Here is a 15,885-nt window from a genome sequence, read left to right as displayed (position 1 = left end):
CAGGGGTCCCGGTGCCGGCGCCGCGGCGGGGTGCGGTCCGTCAGCGCTCGCGCTCGCCGGCGCGGGCGCGCCGGGCGCCGCCCCCGCCGTGCGCGTCGCCGTGGACGTCGCCGTGGACGTCGCCGTGGACGTCGTCGCGGGCGTCGTCGGCGCGCTCGCCGGGGTGGGCGGGCGGCAGGGCCGCGTCGCCGGCCGCACCGGCCGGGCCACGGTCGCCGTGCCCGTCGTGCCCGTCGTGCCCGTCGTGCCCGTCGTAGCCGTCGTGGCCGTCGTGGCCGTGCCCCTCGGGGGCCGGCTTGCGCAGGCTCAGCACGATCGCCAGCGTCAGCGACACGATGATCACCCCGAGGCTGACGTACGTCGGGATGTGCGGGATCGCCGGGCTGATGACCTCGTGGCCGGCCTGGAAGAACAGCTTCACGCCGATGAAGGCCAGGATGAACGCCAGCGCCTTGGACAGCAGGTGGAAGCGCTCCAGCAAGCCCGAGAGCAGGAAGTACAGGGCGCGCAGGCCCAGGATCGCGAAGGCGTTCGAGGAGTACACGATGAACGGGTCGCTGGTGACGGCCAGGACGGCCGGGACGCTGTCGACGGCGAAGAGCAGGTCGGCGGCCTCGATGGCGGCCACGACCGCCAGCAGCGGGGTGCCGTAGCGCTTGCCGGCCTCCTTGACGAAGAACTTCTGCCCGTGCAGCTCGTCCTTCATGGGCACGAAGCGCTTGAGCAGGCGGACCCCGAAGTTCTGCGAGGGGTCCATGTCCGCGCTCTCGTCCTTGAGCATCTTCCAGGCCGACCACAGCAGGATCGCGCCGAAGACGAACAGGATCGCGGTGAAGCGCTCGACCACGGCCACGCCCAGGGCCAGGAAGATGCCGCGGAAGACCAGGGCGCCGAAGACGCCGAAGAACAGCACGCGGTGCTGGTACTCGCGCGGGACCTTGAAGTACCCGAAGATCAGCGCGAAGACGAAGAGGTTGTCGACGGACAGGCTCTTCTCGAGCAACCAGGCCGTCGTGTACGCGGTGCCGGCCTCGGCGCCGTAGGCGATGAAGATGACCGCGCCGAAGACCAGCGCGATGGCGACCCAGATCCCGCTCCAGATCCCCGCTTCCTTGAAGCTGATGACGTGCGCGCCGCGGTGGCCCAGCAGGTCCACCAGGAGCATGACGACGACGATCGCGGCGAACGCCACCCAGGCCCACACGGGGACGTCGAGGTTCAGGTCCACTGCTCACCTCCCTGTTCGTCGGAGACGACGGACGTCGCTCCTCCCCTCCATCGTGCGGCCCGCGAGCGTGCTGAGCCGCGTCGAGAGGCGGACGACCTCTCCCCCTCTTCGTTGCCGGACCCCGGCAACGGCGGGGGGAGCGGCTCACTCCTCCGCGTCGTCCGGCCAGCCCAGGGCGCGCGCGGCCAGCACGGCGGCCTGCAGGGCGAAGCGGCCCGAGGCCTCGGCGGGGTCGGCGCCGGTGAGGTCGCGCAGGCGCGCCAGGCGGTACGTCACCGCCCGCACGGACAGGTGCAGGCGGCGCGCGGCCCCCGTGGCGTTGCCGCCGGCCTCCAGGTAGGCCTCCACGGTGCGCAGGTACGGCTCCGGTCCCCCGCGCACCCCGCGCAGCGGCTCCAGCAGGGTGCGCACCAGGTCGCGGGCGGCGGTGCGGTCGCGCAGCAGCACCTCGTGCACAACGAGGTCGGCGGTGTCGGCGACCGGGTCGCGCCAGTCCAGGCGGCGGGCCAGCTCCAGCGCCCGGCGGGCCTGCTCGTAGGACTGCACCACCGCGCCGGCGCCGGTGCCCGGGCGCCCCACGCCGGCGCGCCAGCCCGTGCGGGCGGGCGGGCCGAGCACGGCGCGCACCGTGTCCAGGACCTCGCGCACCGCCTCGCGGTCGGGGGCGGCGGAGACGACGACGACGGCGCCGTCCTTGGTGGCCACGAGGGCGTCGGCGTCGGCGGCGGCGCCCTGCAGGCGGCGCTCCAGGGTGGCGATGAGGGCGGAGGCCTCGGTGTAGGCCTCCGCGGCGCGCACCACCGTCACGGTGTGCGGCGCGGCCAGGTCCAGCCCGTAGCGCTGGGCGCGGCGCACCAGGCCGGGCACGTCGGAGGTGCCGGTGAGCAGGTCGTCGACGAACTCCCGGCGGGCGGACTCCTCGCGGCGCACCAGCTGGCGGCGGGCGACCTGGTAGCCCTCGGTCAGCGCGGCCACGGCGTCGTCGGAGGCGCGCAGCAGCACCTCGCCGGCGTCGACGAGGGCGGCGGCGTCCACCGCGCGCACCGCCGCGCCGGACCCGCCGGGCCCGTCGGGGCCGCCGGGCCGGGTGGGTGCGGCGGGTGCGGTGGCGGCGGCGACGGGGGGCAGCAGGCGCCACAGGCGCCAGGCCGCGGACAGGTACAGGTCGAGCAGGGCGCGCAGGGCCACGCCGGCGCCGGCGGCGCGCTCGCCGACGAGGCGGTAGCGGTCGATGCGCTGCGCGGGCAGGCGGCGGCGGTCGAGGACGGCGGCCCAGACGGCGTCGAGGAAGTCGCCGAGCAGGTCGGGGTCCAGGCCGCCGGCGTCGGCGGCGGCGGCGCGCGCGACGGCGGCGAGGGCGTCGGCGGGCGGGGCGTCGGCGGGGGGCGGCGCACCCGGTTGCCGGTGGTCGGCAGCGGGGTGGGCGGGCACGGGGCCACTGTGCCAGGCGCGCGCCGGGCGCCGGTCCGGGCGGCGCGGCGGGCGCCGGGGTGGGCCGGGGTGCGCCGGGCGGCGCGTGTGAGGTGGGCCACGTGTCCCCCTTTCGGGGGAACCCCCCGGGCGCGCCGGGCGTCGGGGAGATCACAGCACTCGGTCACCACCAGTGACCCCGAGTGATGAGCGTCCTCTCACCGAGGTCTCACCGCGGTCTCACGGCCGCCGGTGGGGCTGGAGGCGGACCGACGGACCACGACGACGACCCGAGACGCCCGACACGAGGGTCCGCGCCCGGCGCGGACCCCGACGCCCCGAGGAGCCTGCCGTGCACGACCTGATGACCGCCGCCCGTCGCTTCCCCGAGACCGTCAGCGCCGACCCCCAGCGCTGGGCGCGCCTGTCGGCCCCCCAGGAGCCGGAGGTGCTGCTGGTGACGTGCTCGGACTCGCGCGTGGTGCCCGCGGCGGTGCTGGACGCCGGGCCCGGGCGCGTGTTCGAGCTGCGCAACGCCGGGGCGGTGGTGCCGCCGCACGTGCCCGGCCGGGCCGGCGCGGAGCAGGCGACGCTGGAGTACGCCGTGCGGGTGCTGGGCATCCGCGACGTGGTGGTGATGGGCCACTCCGGCTGCGGCGCGGTGGGCGCCCTGGTCGGGCGGGACGTGCCCGCGGTGGAGGTCCCGGAGGTGGGCGCGTGGCTGGCCCCGCTGCCGGTGCCGCGCGACGACGACACCCCCGAGCGGGAGTCGGGGGCGCCACCGCTGGCGGTGGCCGTGCAGGAGCACGTCCTGCACCAGGTGGCGGCGCTGGCCACGCACCCCGTGGTGGACGAGGGGGTGCGGGTGCACGCGTGGTTCCTGGACCTGACGCGCGGGCGGGTGCTGCGGCACGACCCGGCGGCCGGCGCCGGTCACGAGGGGTTCGTGGCGCTGTGAGCGCCGGCTCGCGGGACGGCGGCGCGGCGGGCGGCGCGGGCGGGGAGGCGGTGCCGGCGCAGCGCGCGGGCACCGGCGGCGCCGCGGGTGCGCCCGGGTCGCCGGCCGGCGGCGGCCCCGGGGCGCGGTGGCGGACGTGGCGCCCGCACGCGGCGGCGGACGTGCGCGCCTCGGTCGTGGTGTTCCTGGTGGCGCTGCCGCTGTGCGCGGGCGTCGCCGTGGCCTCCGGGGTCCCGGTGGAGCTGGGCCTGGTCACCGGCATCGTCGGCGGGGTGCTCGTGGGGGCGCTGCCGGGCAGCTCCCTGCAGGTGTCCGGCCCGGCGGCGGGCCTGACGGTGCTGGTGGCCGACATCGTGGGCTCGCAGGGCCTGCGGGCTCTGGGCGCGGTGGTGCTGCTGGCCGGGCTGCTGCAGGTGGCCCTGGGCCTGGCCCGGCTGGGCCGGTGGTTCCGCGCGGTCTCCACGGCTGTGGTGCAGGGGATGCTGGCCGGGATCGGGCTGACGCTGGTGCTGGGCCAGCTGTACCTGCTGGCGGACCGCCCCCAGCAGGGCGGGCCGCTGGAGAACCTGGCCGGCCTGCCGTCGGCGCTGGCGTCCCTGCCCGCGGACCCGGCGGCGCTGGCGGCGCTGGCGGTCGGGGTGGGCTCGCTGCTGGTGCTGCGGCTGTGGCGGCGCGCGCCGGCGCGGCTGCGGGTCGTGCCGGCGCCGCTGGTGGCCGTGCTGGTGGCCTCGCTGGTCGCGGCCGCGGCCGGGCTGGACGTGGACCGGGTGCGGGTGGAGCCGCTGCTGGAGGTGGTGGCACCGCTGACGCCGGCGGCGCTGGCGGGCCTGGAGCCGCTGGCGGTGCTGGGCGCGGCCCTGACGGTGGCGCTGATCGCCAGCGCGGAGTCGATGTTCTCCGCGGCCGCGATCGACCGGATGCACACGGGCCCGCGCACTCAGTACGACAAGGAGCTCGTCGCGCAGGGCGTGGGCAACGGCGTGTGCGGGCTGCTGGGCGCGCTGCCCATGACCGCCGTGATCGTGCGCAGCTCCGCCAACGTGGGCGCCGGGGCGCGCACGCGGGCCTCCGGGGTGCTGCACGGGGTGTGGCTGGCGCTGTTCGCGCTCGCCGCGCCGGCGGTGCTGGGGTGGGTGCCGATGGCCGCGCTGGCGGCGGTGCTGGTGCAGGCGGGCTGGAAGCTGGTGGCCGGCGTGCCCGTGCGGCGGCTGTGGCGCTCCTCGCGCAGCGAGGTGCTCATCACGGCGGCCACCGTGGCCGGGGTGCTGGCGCTGAACCTGCTGGAGGGCGTGGCGATCGGCCTGGTGCTGGCGCTGGTGAAGGCCGCGGTGCAGGCCAGCAGCCTGCGCGCGCACGTGCGCGAGGACGGCGAGGACGTGCACCTGCACGTGGAGGGCTCGGCGACGTTCGTGCGGCTGCCGCAGCTGGCGGACGCGCTGGACTCGGTGCCCGCGGGGCGCCCGGTGCACGTGCACGTGCCCGCGCCGGAGCGGCTGGACCGCGCCTGCCGGGAGGCGCTGGACAGCTTCGTGGAGCAGCGCGGCGCCCGCGGCGAGCAGGTGCGGGTGCACCACGGGTGAGCCGGGTGCGGGGGCCGCGGGAGGGGTCCGGGCGTGTGAGGCGCGTCACAGCCCCCGCCCACAGCTACGTGCCGGCGTTCGGGGTGCCGACGTGGCGGGAGGTAGTCTCACCGCCGGACGGGGCCCGCACCGCTCCTCCACACCACCCGGACCCCGTCGTCACCACCCCCGGGCTCGCGCCCCCGACCGCTCTGGACGTGCCGATCGTGCTGCTCCCCCGCCGTGCCGCTGCCGCCGCCCGCCCCGACGCCGACGGCGCCCGCGGGCGCACCCCCCGGCGGGCCGCGAGCGCGCCGGCGCGCCGGCCGGCGGCGCTGCTGGCGTTCGCGGCGCTGGGCGCCGGCTGCCTGGGGCTGGGCGGCGCCCCGGCGGCGTCGGCGGCCACGGTCGTGCCCGTGGGCCTGGGCGCCGCGGTGAGCGCCGCGCCGGCGCCCACCGCCGAGGAGCTGGAGCAGGCCCGGCGCGAGGCGGAGGCCACCCGCGCGGCCGCCGCGGCCGCGCTGCAGCAGCTGACGGGCGCGCAGGCGGCGCTGGACGCGCTGGCCGCGCAGGCCAGCGCCGCGCTGGAGCGCTACCAGACCGCCATGGAGGCCAAGGCCGCCGCCGAGGCCGAGGAGGCCGCGCAGCGCCAGCGGCTGGTGGAGGCCGAGGCCACCCTGGCCGAGGGCAAGAAGGACCTGGGCCAGTGGGCCTCGCAGGCCTACCGCGGCGGCGGCTCGCTGCAGCAGTACTCCAGCCTGGTGACCGTCCTGCAGCAGGGCCCCACGGACGAGACCGCCAGCGCGCTGGCGTCGGTCAAGCGCATCGGCGACGGGCGCAGCAGCGCGGTGAGCGCCTACCAGGAGGCGCAGCGCGTGCAGGCCGACGCCACCGCCCGCGCCGAGCAGGCCGCGGTGGAGGCGCGCACCCAGGCGGACCTGGCCGTGGCGGCCAAGCAGCAGGCCGACGCGCTGGTGGAGCAGCAGCGCACCCAGGTCGCCGAGCTGGCCGACCTGCAGGCGCGCACCAGCGGCAGCGCCCTGAGCGCCGAGCAGCGCGCGGCGAACCTGGCCACCGCCAAGCAGATCGCGGACGCCGCGGCCGCTGCCGCCGCCGCGGCCGCCGCGGGCTCGACGAGCGTGTCCGGCGGGGTGACCGGCCCGGTGGGCGAGTGCACGGGCGCCCCCACCGCCGGGTACGCCAACGGCACCATCCCGCGCTCGGCGCTGTGCCCGCTGTGGGGCGCCTCCGGCCACGTGCTGCGCGCGGACGCGGCCGAGGCGTTCAACCGGCTCAGCGAGGCGTTCGCCGCGGAGTTCGGCAAGCCGATCTCGGTGACCGACTCCTACCGCTCGCTGGCCGGGCAGATCGACGTCGCCGCCCGCAAGCCGGGCCTGGCCGCGCGGCCGGGCACCAGCCGGCACGGCCTGGGCATCGCCGTGGACCTCGGCGGCGGCGTCCAGAACGCCACGTCCGCCGAGCACACCTGGATGGACCGCAACGGGGCCCTGTACGGGTGGATCAACCCCGCGTGGGCGCAGAACCGCAGCGGCCAGTTCGAGCCGTGGCACTGGGAGTACTCCGGCTGATGGCCGCCCCCGCGCCGGCGCGCGCGGCGGTGCCGCGACCGCCGGCGCGGCACCCGTTCTGCGAGCACCCCGGCCCGCTGGCCGTCGCGCACCGCGGCTTCTCCCTCGACGGTCGCGAGAACACCCTGGACGCCTTCGAGGCGGCCGTGCGGCTGGGCTACCGCTACCTGGAGACGGACGTGCGCGCCACCGCCGACGGCCGGCTCGTGGCCTTCCACGACGAGCGGCTGGACCGCGTCAGCGACGTCTCCGGCCGGCTGGCGGACCTGCCGTGGTCGGTGGTGCGCGCCGCCCGCGTCGGCGAGGCCGCCGGCCCGGGCGGCGGGGTGCCGCTGCTGGAGGACGTCCTGGGCTCCTTCCCCGCGGCGCGCTTCAACGTCGACGTCAAGAGCGCCGCGGCGCTGGCCGGGATCGGCGGGGTGCTGAGCCGCACCGGCGCGCACGGCCGGGTGCTGCTGACCTCCTTCGGCGAGCGGCGGCGCCGGGCGGCGCTGGCCGCGGCGGGCACCGGCCCGGGCGGGAGGGCGCCGGCGACCTCGGCGAGCCTGCCGCGCACCGCGGCGGCGCTGCTGGGGGTGCGCCTGGGCGCGCCCGCGCTGGTGCGCGCCGCGCTGGGCGCGTGCGGCGGCGCGGGCGGGGTCGACGCGGTGCAGGTGCCGGTGCGCCACGGCGACCTCGGCGTCGTCTCGCAGGGGTTCGTGGACGCGGTGCACCGCGCCGGCGCGCAGGTGCACGTGTGGACCGTGGACGAGCCCGTCCAGGTGCACGCCCTGCTCGACCTGGGCGTGGACGGGATCATCACCGACCGGGCCGACCTGCTGCGCGGGGTGCTGCGGGCGCGCGGGCAGTGGGTGGGCGCGTGAGGCGGCCGTGAGGGCGCCGCGGGGGCGCGCGTGACCTCCCCGGCGCGCCCGGCCGACCCGCCGGCCGGGCCGCCCACCGGCCCGGTGGCGCTCCCGCCGGGGCTGCTGCGCGCCCGGCGCAGCTGGTACGTGTACGACTGGGCGAACTCCGCGTACGTCACCACGACCCAGACGGTGCTGTTCGCGCCCTACCTGACGGTGCTGGCGCGGCGGGCGGCGTGCGGGCCGGTCACCGAGGGGTGCACCCGCACCCTGTCGGTGCTCGGGGTGCAGGTGGCCCCCGGCTCGCTGGCGCTGTACGCCACGACGCTGGCCACGCTGCTGTCGGCGCTGCTGCTGCCGTTCGCCGGCGCGCTGGCCGACCGCGCCCGGCGCCGGCACCGCCTGCTCGGCGCCTTCGCCTGGCCCGGCGCCGCGGCCGCCACCGCGATGGTGGCCCTGGGCGGGGACCGCTGGGAGCTGGGGGTGCTGCTGGCGGTGGTGGCGACCGTGTCGCTGACCACCTCCAGCGTCGTCAACGACGCGCTGCTGTGCGACGTGGCCGCCCCGGCGGAGCGGGACGCGGTCTCCTCGCGCGGCTGGGCCGCGGGGTACCTGGCCGGCTTCCTGCTGCTGGCGCTGAACCTGGCGGTGGTCTCCTCCCCCGCCGCCCTGGGCCTGGACGACGAGGGCGCGGTGCGCGTCTCGCTGGCCTCGGCGGGCCTGTGGTGGGGGGTGTTCACCCTCGTGCCCGTGCTGGGCCTGCGGCACCTGCCGGCGCGCGCGGTCCCGGCGGGGCCGGCGGGCGACGGGCGCGGTCCGCTGGCGCCGCTGCGCCGGCTGGTGCGCACGCTGGGCGGGCTGCGCCGCTACCCGCAGGCGCTGCGGTTCCTGCTGGCCTACCTCGTCTTCAACGACGGCATCCAGACGGTGGTGGCCGCGGCGAGCGTCTACGGGCAGGAGGAGCTCGGCTTCGGCCCGGCGCAGCTGATCACCACGGTGCTGCTCGTGCAGGGCGTCGCCTTCGGCGGGGCGCTGGTCTTCGGCCGCCTGGCGCGGCGCTTCGGCGCCCAGCGCACCGTGCTCGGCGGGCTGGGGCTGTGGAGCGTGGTGGTGCTGGCCGCGTTCGCCGTGCCGCGCGGGGCGTTCGGCGCGTGGCTGGCGCTGGCGGTGCTCATCGGGCTGGTGCTGGGCGGCACGCAGGCGCTGGCGCGCTCGATGTTCAGCCGCCTGGTGCCCGTCGGGGCCGAGGCGGAGTACTTCGGGCTGTACCAGGCCGGTGAGCGCGGCACGAGCTGGCTGGGCACCCTGGTCTTCGGGCTGGTGGCGCAGCTGACCGGCTCGTACCGGCCCGCGCTGGTGGCGCTGCTGGCCTTCTTCGTCGTCGGCGCGGTGCTGCTGGCCCGGGTGGACGCGGCCGCCGGCGCGCGCGACGCCGGTCAGGTCTGAGCGCGGCGCGCCCGGCACGGCGACCGCGGGGCGGTGACCGCGGGGAGCGTGGCCCCCGCCGGGGGGACACCGCGCGCCACTGATCGGCTACGCAGAGCGACTCTCTCACTCCGCTGCGCACACGACCTCCACACGTTCGCCGCGACACGCGCGGAACAGGGGCCGGTCCGGGCGCGTTCTACCAGGCGAGTCCCCTTCCCCCCGGGTCCGCGGGAGGGCAGGGAACCGTACGTGGGGAGGTCACATGAGCGAGCGCAACCTTCGAGGGTCCCGCCTCGGGGCCGCGAGCCTGGAGAGCGAGTCGGGCGTCGAGCTGGCCGAGCGCCAGCAGATCACGTACCACTGCCCCAACGGACACACCACCGTGGTGCCCATGTCGCTGGAAGCCGACGTGCCCGCGCTGTGGGAGTGCCGCTGCGGGGCGGAGGCGCTGCGCGCCGACACCGACGCACCGGAGAAGAAGGCCGGCAAGCCCGCGCGCACGCACTGGGACATGCTCCTGGAGCGGCGCACGGTCGCCGAGCTGGAGGTGCTGCTCGACGAGCGGCTCGAGCTGCTGCGCAGCCGGGCGCTCATCAAGCGCAGCGCCTGACCCGGGCACGGGGCCGCCCAACGGCCCCGGTCCCCGGCACCCGGGGCCGGTCCACCCGCACGGGTGGGCCGGCCCTCGCGCGTGGTGGCGCTCAGCGCCGCCACCCCCGCCGGCGCCGGGGGTCCGCCGCCGGGCCCAGCGCCCGCGGCGCACCGCCCGCCGCGCCGGGACCACCCGCGGGGGAGGTGTCGTCCAGGACCTCGCCGTCGAGCACGTCGTCGACGACCTCCCCGTCCACCACCCGCCCCGCGCCGCCGGCGCCGCGCGCGCCCAGGTGGGCGCCCAGCGGCCCGTTCGGGTCCAGGCCCGCCCGGCGCAGCGCCCGCCGCACCCGCGAGCGCAGCAGCCGGGCCCCCAGCCGCCGCAGCAGCGCGCGCGAGGGCGGCAGCAGGCACAGCAGCGCCACCAGGTCGGTGAGCAGCCCCGGCAGCACCAGCAGCGCTCCCCCGACCCCCACCAGCAGCGCGTCCCCCACGCGCTCGGGCCCGGCCGCCCCGGTCCGCGCCGCGGGGCCCGCACCGGACAGCGGCCCGGCCGCCCGCAGCGCGGCCAGCGCCCGCCGGCCGGCGCGGCGCAGCACCAGCACGCCGGCGAGGGTCTCCACCAGCAGCAGCGCCAGCACCCCGGCCGAGCCCACGACGTGCGCCAGCTGCGCCAGCAGCCACACCTCCAGCGCCAGCAGCGCGGCCAGCGCCAGCAGCACCGCCAGCGCGCGCGAGGGCCGCACCCGGCGCACCGGCCGCGCACCCCGCGCCGCCCCGCCCGGGCCGGGCCCCAGCGGCAGGCTCACAGCGCCACCGGGCTGGCCGGGTCGCGCCGGCCGGCCGCACCGCCGCCGGGCCCGCCGTCATCGGGCGCACCACCGCCGGGCCCGCCGGTGCCGGGGGCACCGCCGCGGCGCCGGCCGCGCGAGCGCGCCGGGCCGGTGCGCCGCGGCCCGCGGCGGGCGGTCAGCAGCAGCAGCACCGCCGCCGTGCTCAGCGCCAGCTCCGGCGCCTGCCCCAGCCGCGTGGACAGGGTCGTCGTCGAGCGCAGGGGCACCTCGCCCTGCAGCACCGCGGTGGTGAACAGCGACGTCTCGTCGTGCGCGGCGCCGTCCGGGGTGATCAGGGCGCTGACGCCCACCGTGGAGATCTGCACCACCGCGCGCCCGGACTCCACCGCCCGCAGGCGCGACATCGCCAGCTGCTGCACGGCCTCGTCGGAGTAGCCGAAGGTGGCGTTGTTCGTCTGGACGACCAGGAACTGCGCCCCGGCGCGCACCGCCCCGCGCACCGTGTCGTCGAAGGCGACCTCGAAGCAGATGACGTCGCCCAGGCGCGCCTGCCCGCCGCCGGCCAGGGGCACCCGCAGCAGCCCCACCGCGTCGCCGTGCACGAAGTCGCGGCTGACGAGGTCGACCTTGTCGCTGAAGCGGCGGAAGAAGGAGCGGTACGGCATGTACTCCCCGAACGGGGCCGGGCGCTGCTTGACGTAGTGCCGGCCCTCCTGCCGGGCGCCCTCCAGGCCGTCGGCCGGGGTCACCAGCAGGCCGGTGTTGGAGACGTAGCGGCCCGGGCCCTCCAGCACGGAGCCGACCAGGACCGGGGCGTCCACGCCGCGCACCGCGTCCTCGATGACGCGCGCGGCGTCGGGGTTGCCGTAGGGGTCGATGTCGCTGGAGTTCTCCGGCCACAGCACCACGTCCGGGCGCGGGACGGCGCCGGAGCCGACCTGCGCGGCCAGCGCGGCGGTGGCGCGCGCGTGGTTGTCCAGCACCGCCCGCCGCTCGGCGTTGAAGTCCAGGCCGGCGGTGGGCGTGTTGCCCTGCACCGCCGCCACCCGCAGCGCGCCGTCCTCGGCGGCGGTCGGGCGGGGCACCAGCGCCCCGGCGCCGAGCACCGCGCCGGCCGCCAGCACGGCCCCCGCGGCAGGCAGCGCGCGCCGCGCGCCCCGCGGCGCGCCCGCCGGGGCGGGCAGGCGCAGCAGCGCCCGGGCGGCGGCGGCCAGCAGGGCCCCGCCCAGCGCCACCGCGAAGGTCACCGCCGCGGTGCTGCCCAGCGACGCCAGCGCCGCGGTGGGCCCGTCGGCCTGGGAGAAGGCCAGCCGCCCCCAGGGGAAGCCCTCGAAGGGGAACCGGGCGCGCGCGGCCTCCACGGCCACCCACCCGCACGCCACCGCCGGCACCCCCAGGCGCAGGCGGGCGCGCTGCAGGCGCGGCAGCAGCGCGCCCAGGACGGCGTAGAAGAGCGCGCAGACGGTCGCCAGCGCGAACCAGGGCAGCAGGCCCACGTAGGTGCCGCTCCACGCCAGGTGCGGCACGAGGAAGGCCCACCCGAAGAGCAGCCCGGCCAGCGCGCCGCGGCGGGCGCGCACGCCGCCGGTGGCCAGCGCCAGCAGCGCCACCCCCAGCGGGGCCAGCCACCACAGCCCGTCCGGCCGCAGGGCCCCGGGGAACGCGGCCCACGTGGCCACGCCGCCGCCCAGGGCCAGCACCGTCGACGCCGCGCGCGGCGGGGCCGGCGGGGCGGGGGGCGGGTCGTGGCGCACCGCTCGAGGGTACGCGAGGGGCCGGGGTGGAGAGACAGGTCGGGTCCGTCGCACCCCTCGGGCCGTCGTGCGCCCCGTCGGCTACGAGGTGCACGCCGTTGTCTAAGGACGCGCGGACCCGACCCAGCCCACTCCGGCCGGTGGTCGGCGCCCGTCGCCGCAGGTGGTGCGGCTGCGACGGCGGGAGGAGGGCGACCGGCCGGCTTCCCCGTGGTGGGCTCCCCGTCGAAGCTACTCGGCCACGACGGGCTGTCAACCGGCCGGTGACCTGCGCCGACGCGCGTCGGCGCTGGTCACGGAGCCGGCCCCGGCGCGCTCGCGCCCCCGCTCACCGGCGTGTCGCGGGCGTGTCGTCGGCGTGTCGCGGGCGTGTCGTCGGCGTGTCGCGGGCGTGTCGTCGGCGTGTCGCGGCCGGCGGCGCCTCAGCCGGTGAGCTCGTCGTGCACCAGGACCCCGTCCACGGCCGTGCGCAGGCAGCGCGGGGCGCCCGCCCCGGGCGAGAGGTCCGGCAGCCCCGGCGTGCCGGAGCGCGCGTCGGTGCTCCAGCCGGACAGGCGACGGTCGGGGGCCTGCACCACCAGGTCGCCGGCCTCCCACACCGCGTACGACGCCGGCGCCCCCGGGCGCAGCACCCCCGGGTGCCCGCGCCCGGCCAGGCGGTGCCCGCCGCGGGTGTGCGCCAGGAACGCCGCGCGCACCGAGACCGCGTGCTCCTCGCGGTGCGGGAAGGCCGCCGCCCGCACCGCCGCCCACGGGTCCAGCGGCGTCACCGGGGTGTCCGAGCCCAGCGCCAGCGGCACCCCGGCCGCGGCGAGGCGGGCCAGGGGGTGCAGGCCCGCGGCCCTCGCCGCCCCCAGCCGCTGCTCGTACGTGCCCCCCGGGCCGCCCCAGAGCGCGTCGAAGGCCGGCTGCGCGGACACGCCCACGCCCAGGCGGGCCAGCACGGCCACGACGCGCTCGTCGGCGGCCACCGCGTGCTCCACCCGGTGCCCGCGCGCGGCGACGGCCGCGGCCCCCAGCTCGTCGGCGACCTGCTCCAGCGCGTCGGCGAGCACGTCCAGGGCCGCGTCGCCGATGGCGTGGAAGGCGGCCTGCACGCCGGCGCGCGTGCAGGCGCGCAGGTGCTCGCGCACCGCGGCCGCGTCCAGGTGCAGGGTGCCGCGCCGGCCGGGCGCGTCGGCGTAGTCCTCGCGCAGGGCCGCGGTGCGCGAGCCCAGGGCGCCGTCCACCGCCAGGTCGCCGCCGACCCCGGCCAGGTGCACGCCCTCGCGGGCGCAGGCGTCCACCACCTCGCGCACCTGCTCCGCCGACGTGCACGCCAGCGCCAGGTAGGGCACCACCTCCGGCAGCGGCTCGCGGCCCTCGGCGCGCTCGGCGGCCGTGCCGACGCCGGCCAGCGCCGCCAGTCCCGCCAGGTCGCCCGGCGGGGCCAGCGCCGGGCCGGACATCTCGTGCACCGCGCCCACGCCCGCGGCGGCCGCCCGGCGCAGCGCCGCGCGCCGCGCCGCCCGCGCGGCGTCGGGGCCCAGCACCGCCCAGCGGGCCTCCAGCGCCGCGCGGTGGGCCCGGTCGTGCACCTGGCCGTCCTCGTGCCAGCCGGCCAGCCCGGCCAGGCCAGCGCGCTCGGCCAGCGCCGTGGAGACCAGGGCGCTGTGGCCGTCGACCCGGCTCAGGTGCACCGGGGCGCCGCCGGCGGCGGCGTCCAGCTCGGCGCGGGTGGGCACCGCCCGCTCCGCCCAGCGCGTCTCGTCCCACCCGGCGCCGACGACCAGGTCGCCGGGCACGCCGGTGCGCGCGGCGGCGGAGACCGCGTCGAGGACCTCGCGGGCGCTGCGCGCGCCGGAGACGTCCAGGCCGGTGGCCCGCAGCCCCGTCTCCGTCAGGTGCGCGTGCGCGTCGACGAAGGCGGGCGCCACCAGGGCGCCGTCGAGGTCGACGACCTCCTCGTCGCCGCGCGTCCAGGCGGACGCGGCCTCGTCCGGGCCGATCCACGCCACGGTGCCGCCCTCGACGAGCATCGCCGTGGCGAACGGGTCGGCGGGGCTGTACACGGCACCGCCGCGGTAGAGCCGGCGCGCGGCGGGTCGGGGTGCGTCCACCCGCGGCAGCCTAGGCACGGCGGGTGCCCGGCGCGCCGCGGGGCCGCTCGCTCGCGACCGGCCCCGCGGTGCCCGCGGCGGGGGCTCAGGCGCCCTGCTGCACCGGCGCCCGCCCCGTCGGCAGCTCGCTGACGGTGGCCGGGTCCGGGGCCTGCACGTCCACGTCGCTGCCCCAGTCGTAGTAGTCCATGCTCACCGTCGCGGTCGAGCCCTCGGCCGCGACGTCCACGACCACGCGGGCCGGGCGGTCCTCCTCGTCGACGTACAGCGTGAACGGCACGCTGCCGACCTCCGCGGCGGCCTGCTCGGCCTCGGGGGTGCGCTGCTCCGGCGGCAGCTGCTCCAGCGCCTTCGCCGGGTCGATGGTGCCCCGGTAGCCGCGGGTCTCCACCCCGCGCACCGTGACGCCGGGCACCTCGCGCACGTCGTCGGCGACCGCGCGCAGCTGCTCGATCTGGCGCGCGGGGTCCAGCGCCGAGGTGTCCAGCCCGGCCGCGCCCGCCGCGTCCAGCGGCGCGCGCAGCCACTGGCCGGGCCCGGTCAGCGGCGCGCCGGACACGTAGGCTGTGCCGTCGACCAGGCGCAGCTCGACCGGCCCGCTCGTACCAGCCCGCGCCGGCAGCGCCACGCTCGCGCTCACCGCGCCGGTGGCCGCGTCGAAGGCGCCGTCGCCGGAGAGGTTCAGGGCCCCCTCGCCGGCGGCGTCGGCGTCCACGGTGAACGAGAACTTCGCGGTGCCGGCGTCGCGGGAGCGGTCCGCGGAGGCCTGCACGACCTGGAAGGCGGTCAGCTCGGTCGCCGGCGAGGACGTGGCGACGGCCGCGCGCGAGGCCGCGTCGTCACCGCCGCCGCTGCAGGCGCCCAGCGCGAGCGCGAGCGCCGCCGTCCCGGAGCCGGCCAGCACCGCCAGTCGGCGCCGGCGCCCCTGCCGGGCGGTGCGGGTGGTGCTGTCGGTGGTGTGCACTGCGGTCCCCCTCCTCGGTCCGTGCCCCGGGCGCCGGTGCGCGCGGGGCCACTGCTCCCAGGGTGCGGCACGGCGGCGCCGACCGCGTCCCCCGCACGTCGATGTCCCCCCAGACCTCCGGAGGACCTGCACAGCGGGGTGACAGGATCCGGGCGTGCCCGACTCCCCCGCCCCCTCCGGCCCCGGCGCCGGCCCGGCCCCCGACGACGCGCGCGGCGGGCCGACGCTGCTCCTGGACGCCGCGTCGCTGTACTACCGGGCCTTCCACGGCGTGCCGACCTCGCTGACCGCGCCGGACGGCACGCCCGTCAACGCCGTGCGCGGCTTCCTGGACGCGGTGGCGCTGCTGGTGGCCGAGCACCGCCCGGAGCGGCTGGTGGCGTGCTGGGACGAGGACTGGCGCCCGGCGTTCCGGGTGGCGGCCCTGCCCTCCTACAAGGCGCACCGGGTGGGCGCCGGCGGCGGCGAGGACTCCCCGCCGGAGCTGGCGCCGCAGGTGCCGGTGATCGTGGACGTCCTGGCGGCGCTGGGGATCGCGCGGGTGGGCTGTCCCGGCTTCGAGGCCGACGACGTCATCGCCGCCCTGGGCGCGGGGGGCGGGGGGGGCGGGGGCGGGGGGGGGGGGGGGGGCGGCGCCCGGGGCCCCGCGCCGGGTCCCCCTGATGG

At 79.1% G+C, this 15,885-nt stretch carries 12 protein-coding genes and 1 pseudogene; 7 read left to right on the top strand and 6 right to left on the bottom strand.

Going from position 1 to position 15,885, the window contains the following annotated elements:
* Positions 1–40: 40 nt before the first annotated feature.
* Positions 41–1,165: a TerC family protein gene (locus ACRYR7_RS18115; RefSeq protein WP_432573510.1), complete on the bottom strand. Its 1,125-nt coding sequence runs from the start codon at positions 1,163–1,165 to the stop codon at positions 41–43.
* A 207-nt stretch (positions 1,166–1,372) separates the two neighbouring features.
* A complete protein-coding gene (locus ACRYR7_RS18110; protein WP_432573507.1) occupies positions 1,373–2,659 on the bottom strand; it encodes a PucR family transcriptional regulator in 1,287 nt (428 codons plus the stop codon).
* 331 nt (positions 2,660–2,990) lie between these two features.
* Between ACRYR7_RS18110 and ACRYR7_RS18105 the strand changes: the two genes are divergently transcribed.
* The 6 genes from ACRYR7_RS18105 to ACRYR7_RS18080 all read left to right on the top strand — a co-directional run bounded on the left by ACRYR7_RS18105 (position 2,991) and on the right by ACRYR7_RS18080 (position 9,627).
* Positions 2,991–3,596, top strand: coding sequence for a carbonic anhydrase (locus tag ACRYR7_RS18105; protein ID WP_432573506.1), 606 nt, complete (start codon positions 2,991–2,993; stop codon positions 3,594–3,596).
* Entirely contained in the window at positions 3,593–5,176 is a 1,584-nt protein-coding gene (locus ACRYR7_RS18100; protein WP_432573505.1) for a SulP family inorganic anion transporter, read from the top strand. The genes ACRYR7_RS18105 and ACRYR7_RS18100 overlap by 4 nt, the downstream gene beginning before the upstream one ends.
* Positions 5,177–5,382: 206 nt before the next feature.
* Entirely contained in the window at positions 5,383–6,744 is a 1,362-nt protein-coding gene (locus ACRYR7_RS18095) for a D-alanyl-D-alanine carboxypeptidase family protein (protein WP_432573504.1), read from the top strand.
* Entirely contained in the window at positions 6,744–7,607 is an 864-nt protein-coding gene (locus tag ACRYR7_RS18090; protein WP_432573503.1) for a glycerophosphodiester phosphodiesterase family protein, read from the top strand. Before ACRYR7_RS18095 ends, ACRYR7_RS18090 begins: the two co-directional genes overlap by 1 nt.
* Before the next feature lie 84 nt (positions 7,608–7,691).
* Positions 7,692–9,035, top strand: a complete 1,344-nt coding sequence (locus ACRYR7_RS18085) for an MFS transporter (protein ID WP_432573509.1) — start codon at positions 7,692–7,694, stop codon at positions 9,033–9,035.
* Between the two features lie 244 nt (positions 9,036–9,279).
* Positions 9,280–9,627 (top strand): RNA polymerase-binding protein RbpA, encoded by a 348-nt coding sequence (locus ACRYR7_RS18080; RefSeq protein ID WP_432573502.1) that lies wholly within the window; start codon positions 9,280–9,282, stop codon positions 9,625–9,627.
* 91 nt (positions 9,628–9,718) lie between these two features.
* Here the strand turns inward: ACRYR7_RS18080 and ACRYR7_RS18075 are convergent, their stop codons facing one another.
* The 4 genes from ACRYR7_RS18075 to ACRYR7_RS18060 form a co-directional block, all read right to left on the bottom strand.
* On the bottom strand, positions 9,719–10,417 hold the full coding sequence (locus tag ACRYR7_RS18075; RefSeq protein WP_432573501.1) for an FxsA family protein: 699 nt from the start codon (positions 10,415–10,417) through the stop codon (positions 9,719–9,721).
* Positions 10,414–12,156: an apolipoprotein N-acyltransferase gene (lnt, locus tag ACRYR7_RS18070; protein ID WP_432573500.1), complete on the bottom strand. Its 1,743-nt coding sequence runs from the start codon at positions 12,154–12,156 to the stop codon at positions 10,414–10,416. The genes ACRYR7_RS18075 and lnt overlap by 4 nt, the downstream gene beginning before the upstream one ends.
* Before the next feature lie 422 nt (positions 12,157–12,578).
* Positions 12,579–14,174 carry an amidohydrolase gene (locus ACRYR7_RS18065; protein WP_432573508.1) on the bottom strand — a complete coding sequence of 532 codons (1,596 nt, stop codon included), beginning with the start codon at positions 14,172–14,174 and terminating at the stop codon, positions 12,579–12,581.
* A 166-nt stretch (positions 14,175–14,340) separates the two neighbouring features.
* Complete coding sequence (locus tag ACRYR7_RS18060) at positions 14,341–15,219, bottom strand: LppX_LprAFG lipoprotein (RefSeq protein WP_432573499.1); 879 nt, start codon at positions 15,217–15,219, stop codon at positions 14,341–14,343.
* 226 nt (positions 15,220–15,445) lie between these two features.
* On the opposite strand from ACRYR7_RS18060, the pseudogene ACRYR7_RS18055 reads away from it, so the two are divergent.
* Positions 15,446–15,885 (top strand): annotated as a pseudogene (locus tag ACRYR7_RS18055) (flap endonuclease); the annotation flags it as partial.

This window comes from Kineococcus gurbantunggutensis (genome assembly GCF_050871925.1).
In the GTDB taxonomy this organism is placed as follows: Bacteria; Actinomycetota; Actinomycetes; order Actinomycetales; family Kineococcaceae; genus Kineococcus.
Note: the sequence above shows the minus strand (reverse complement) of the source record. Positions and strands in the feature narration are given on the sequence as shown.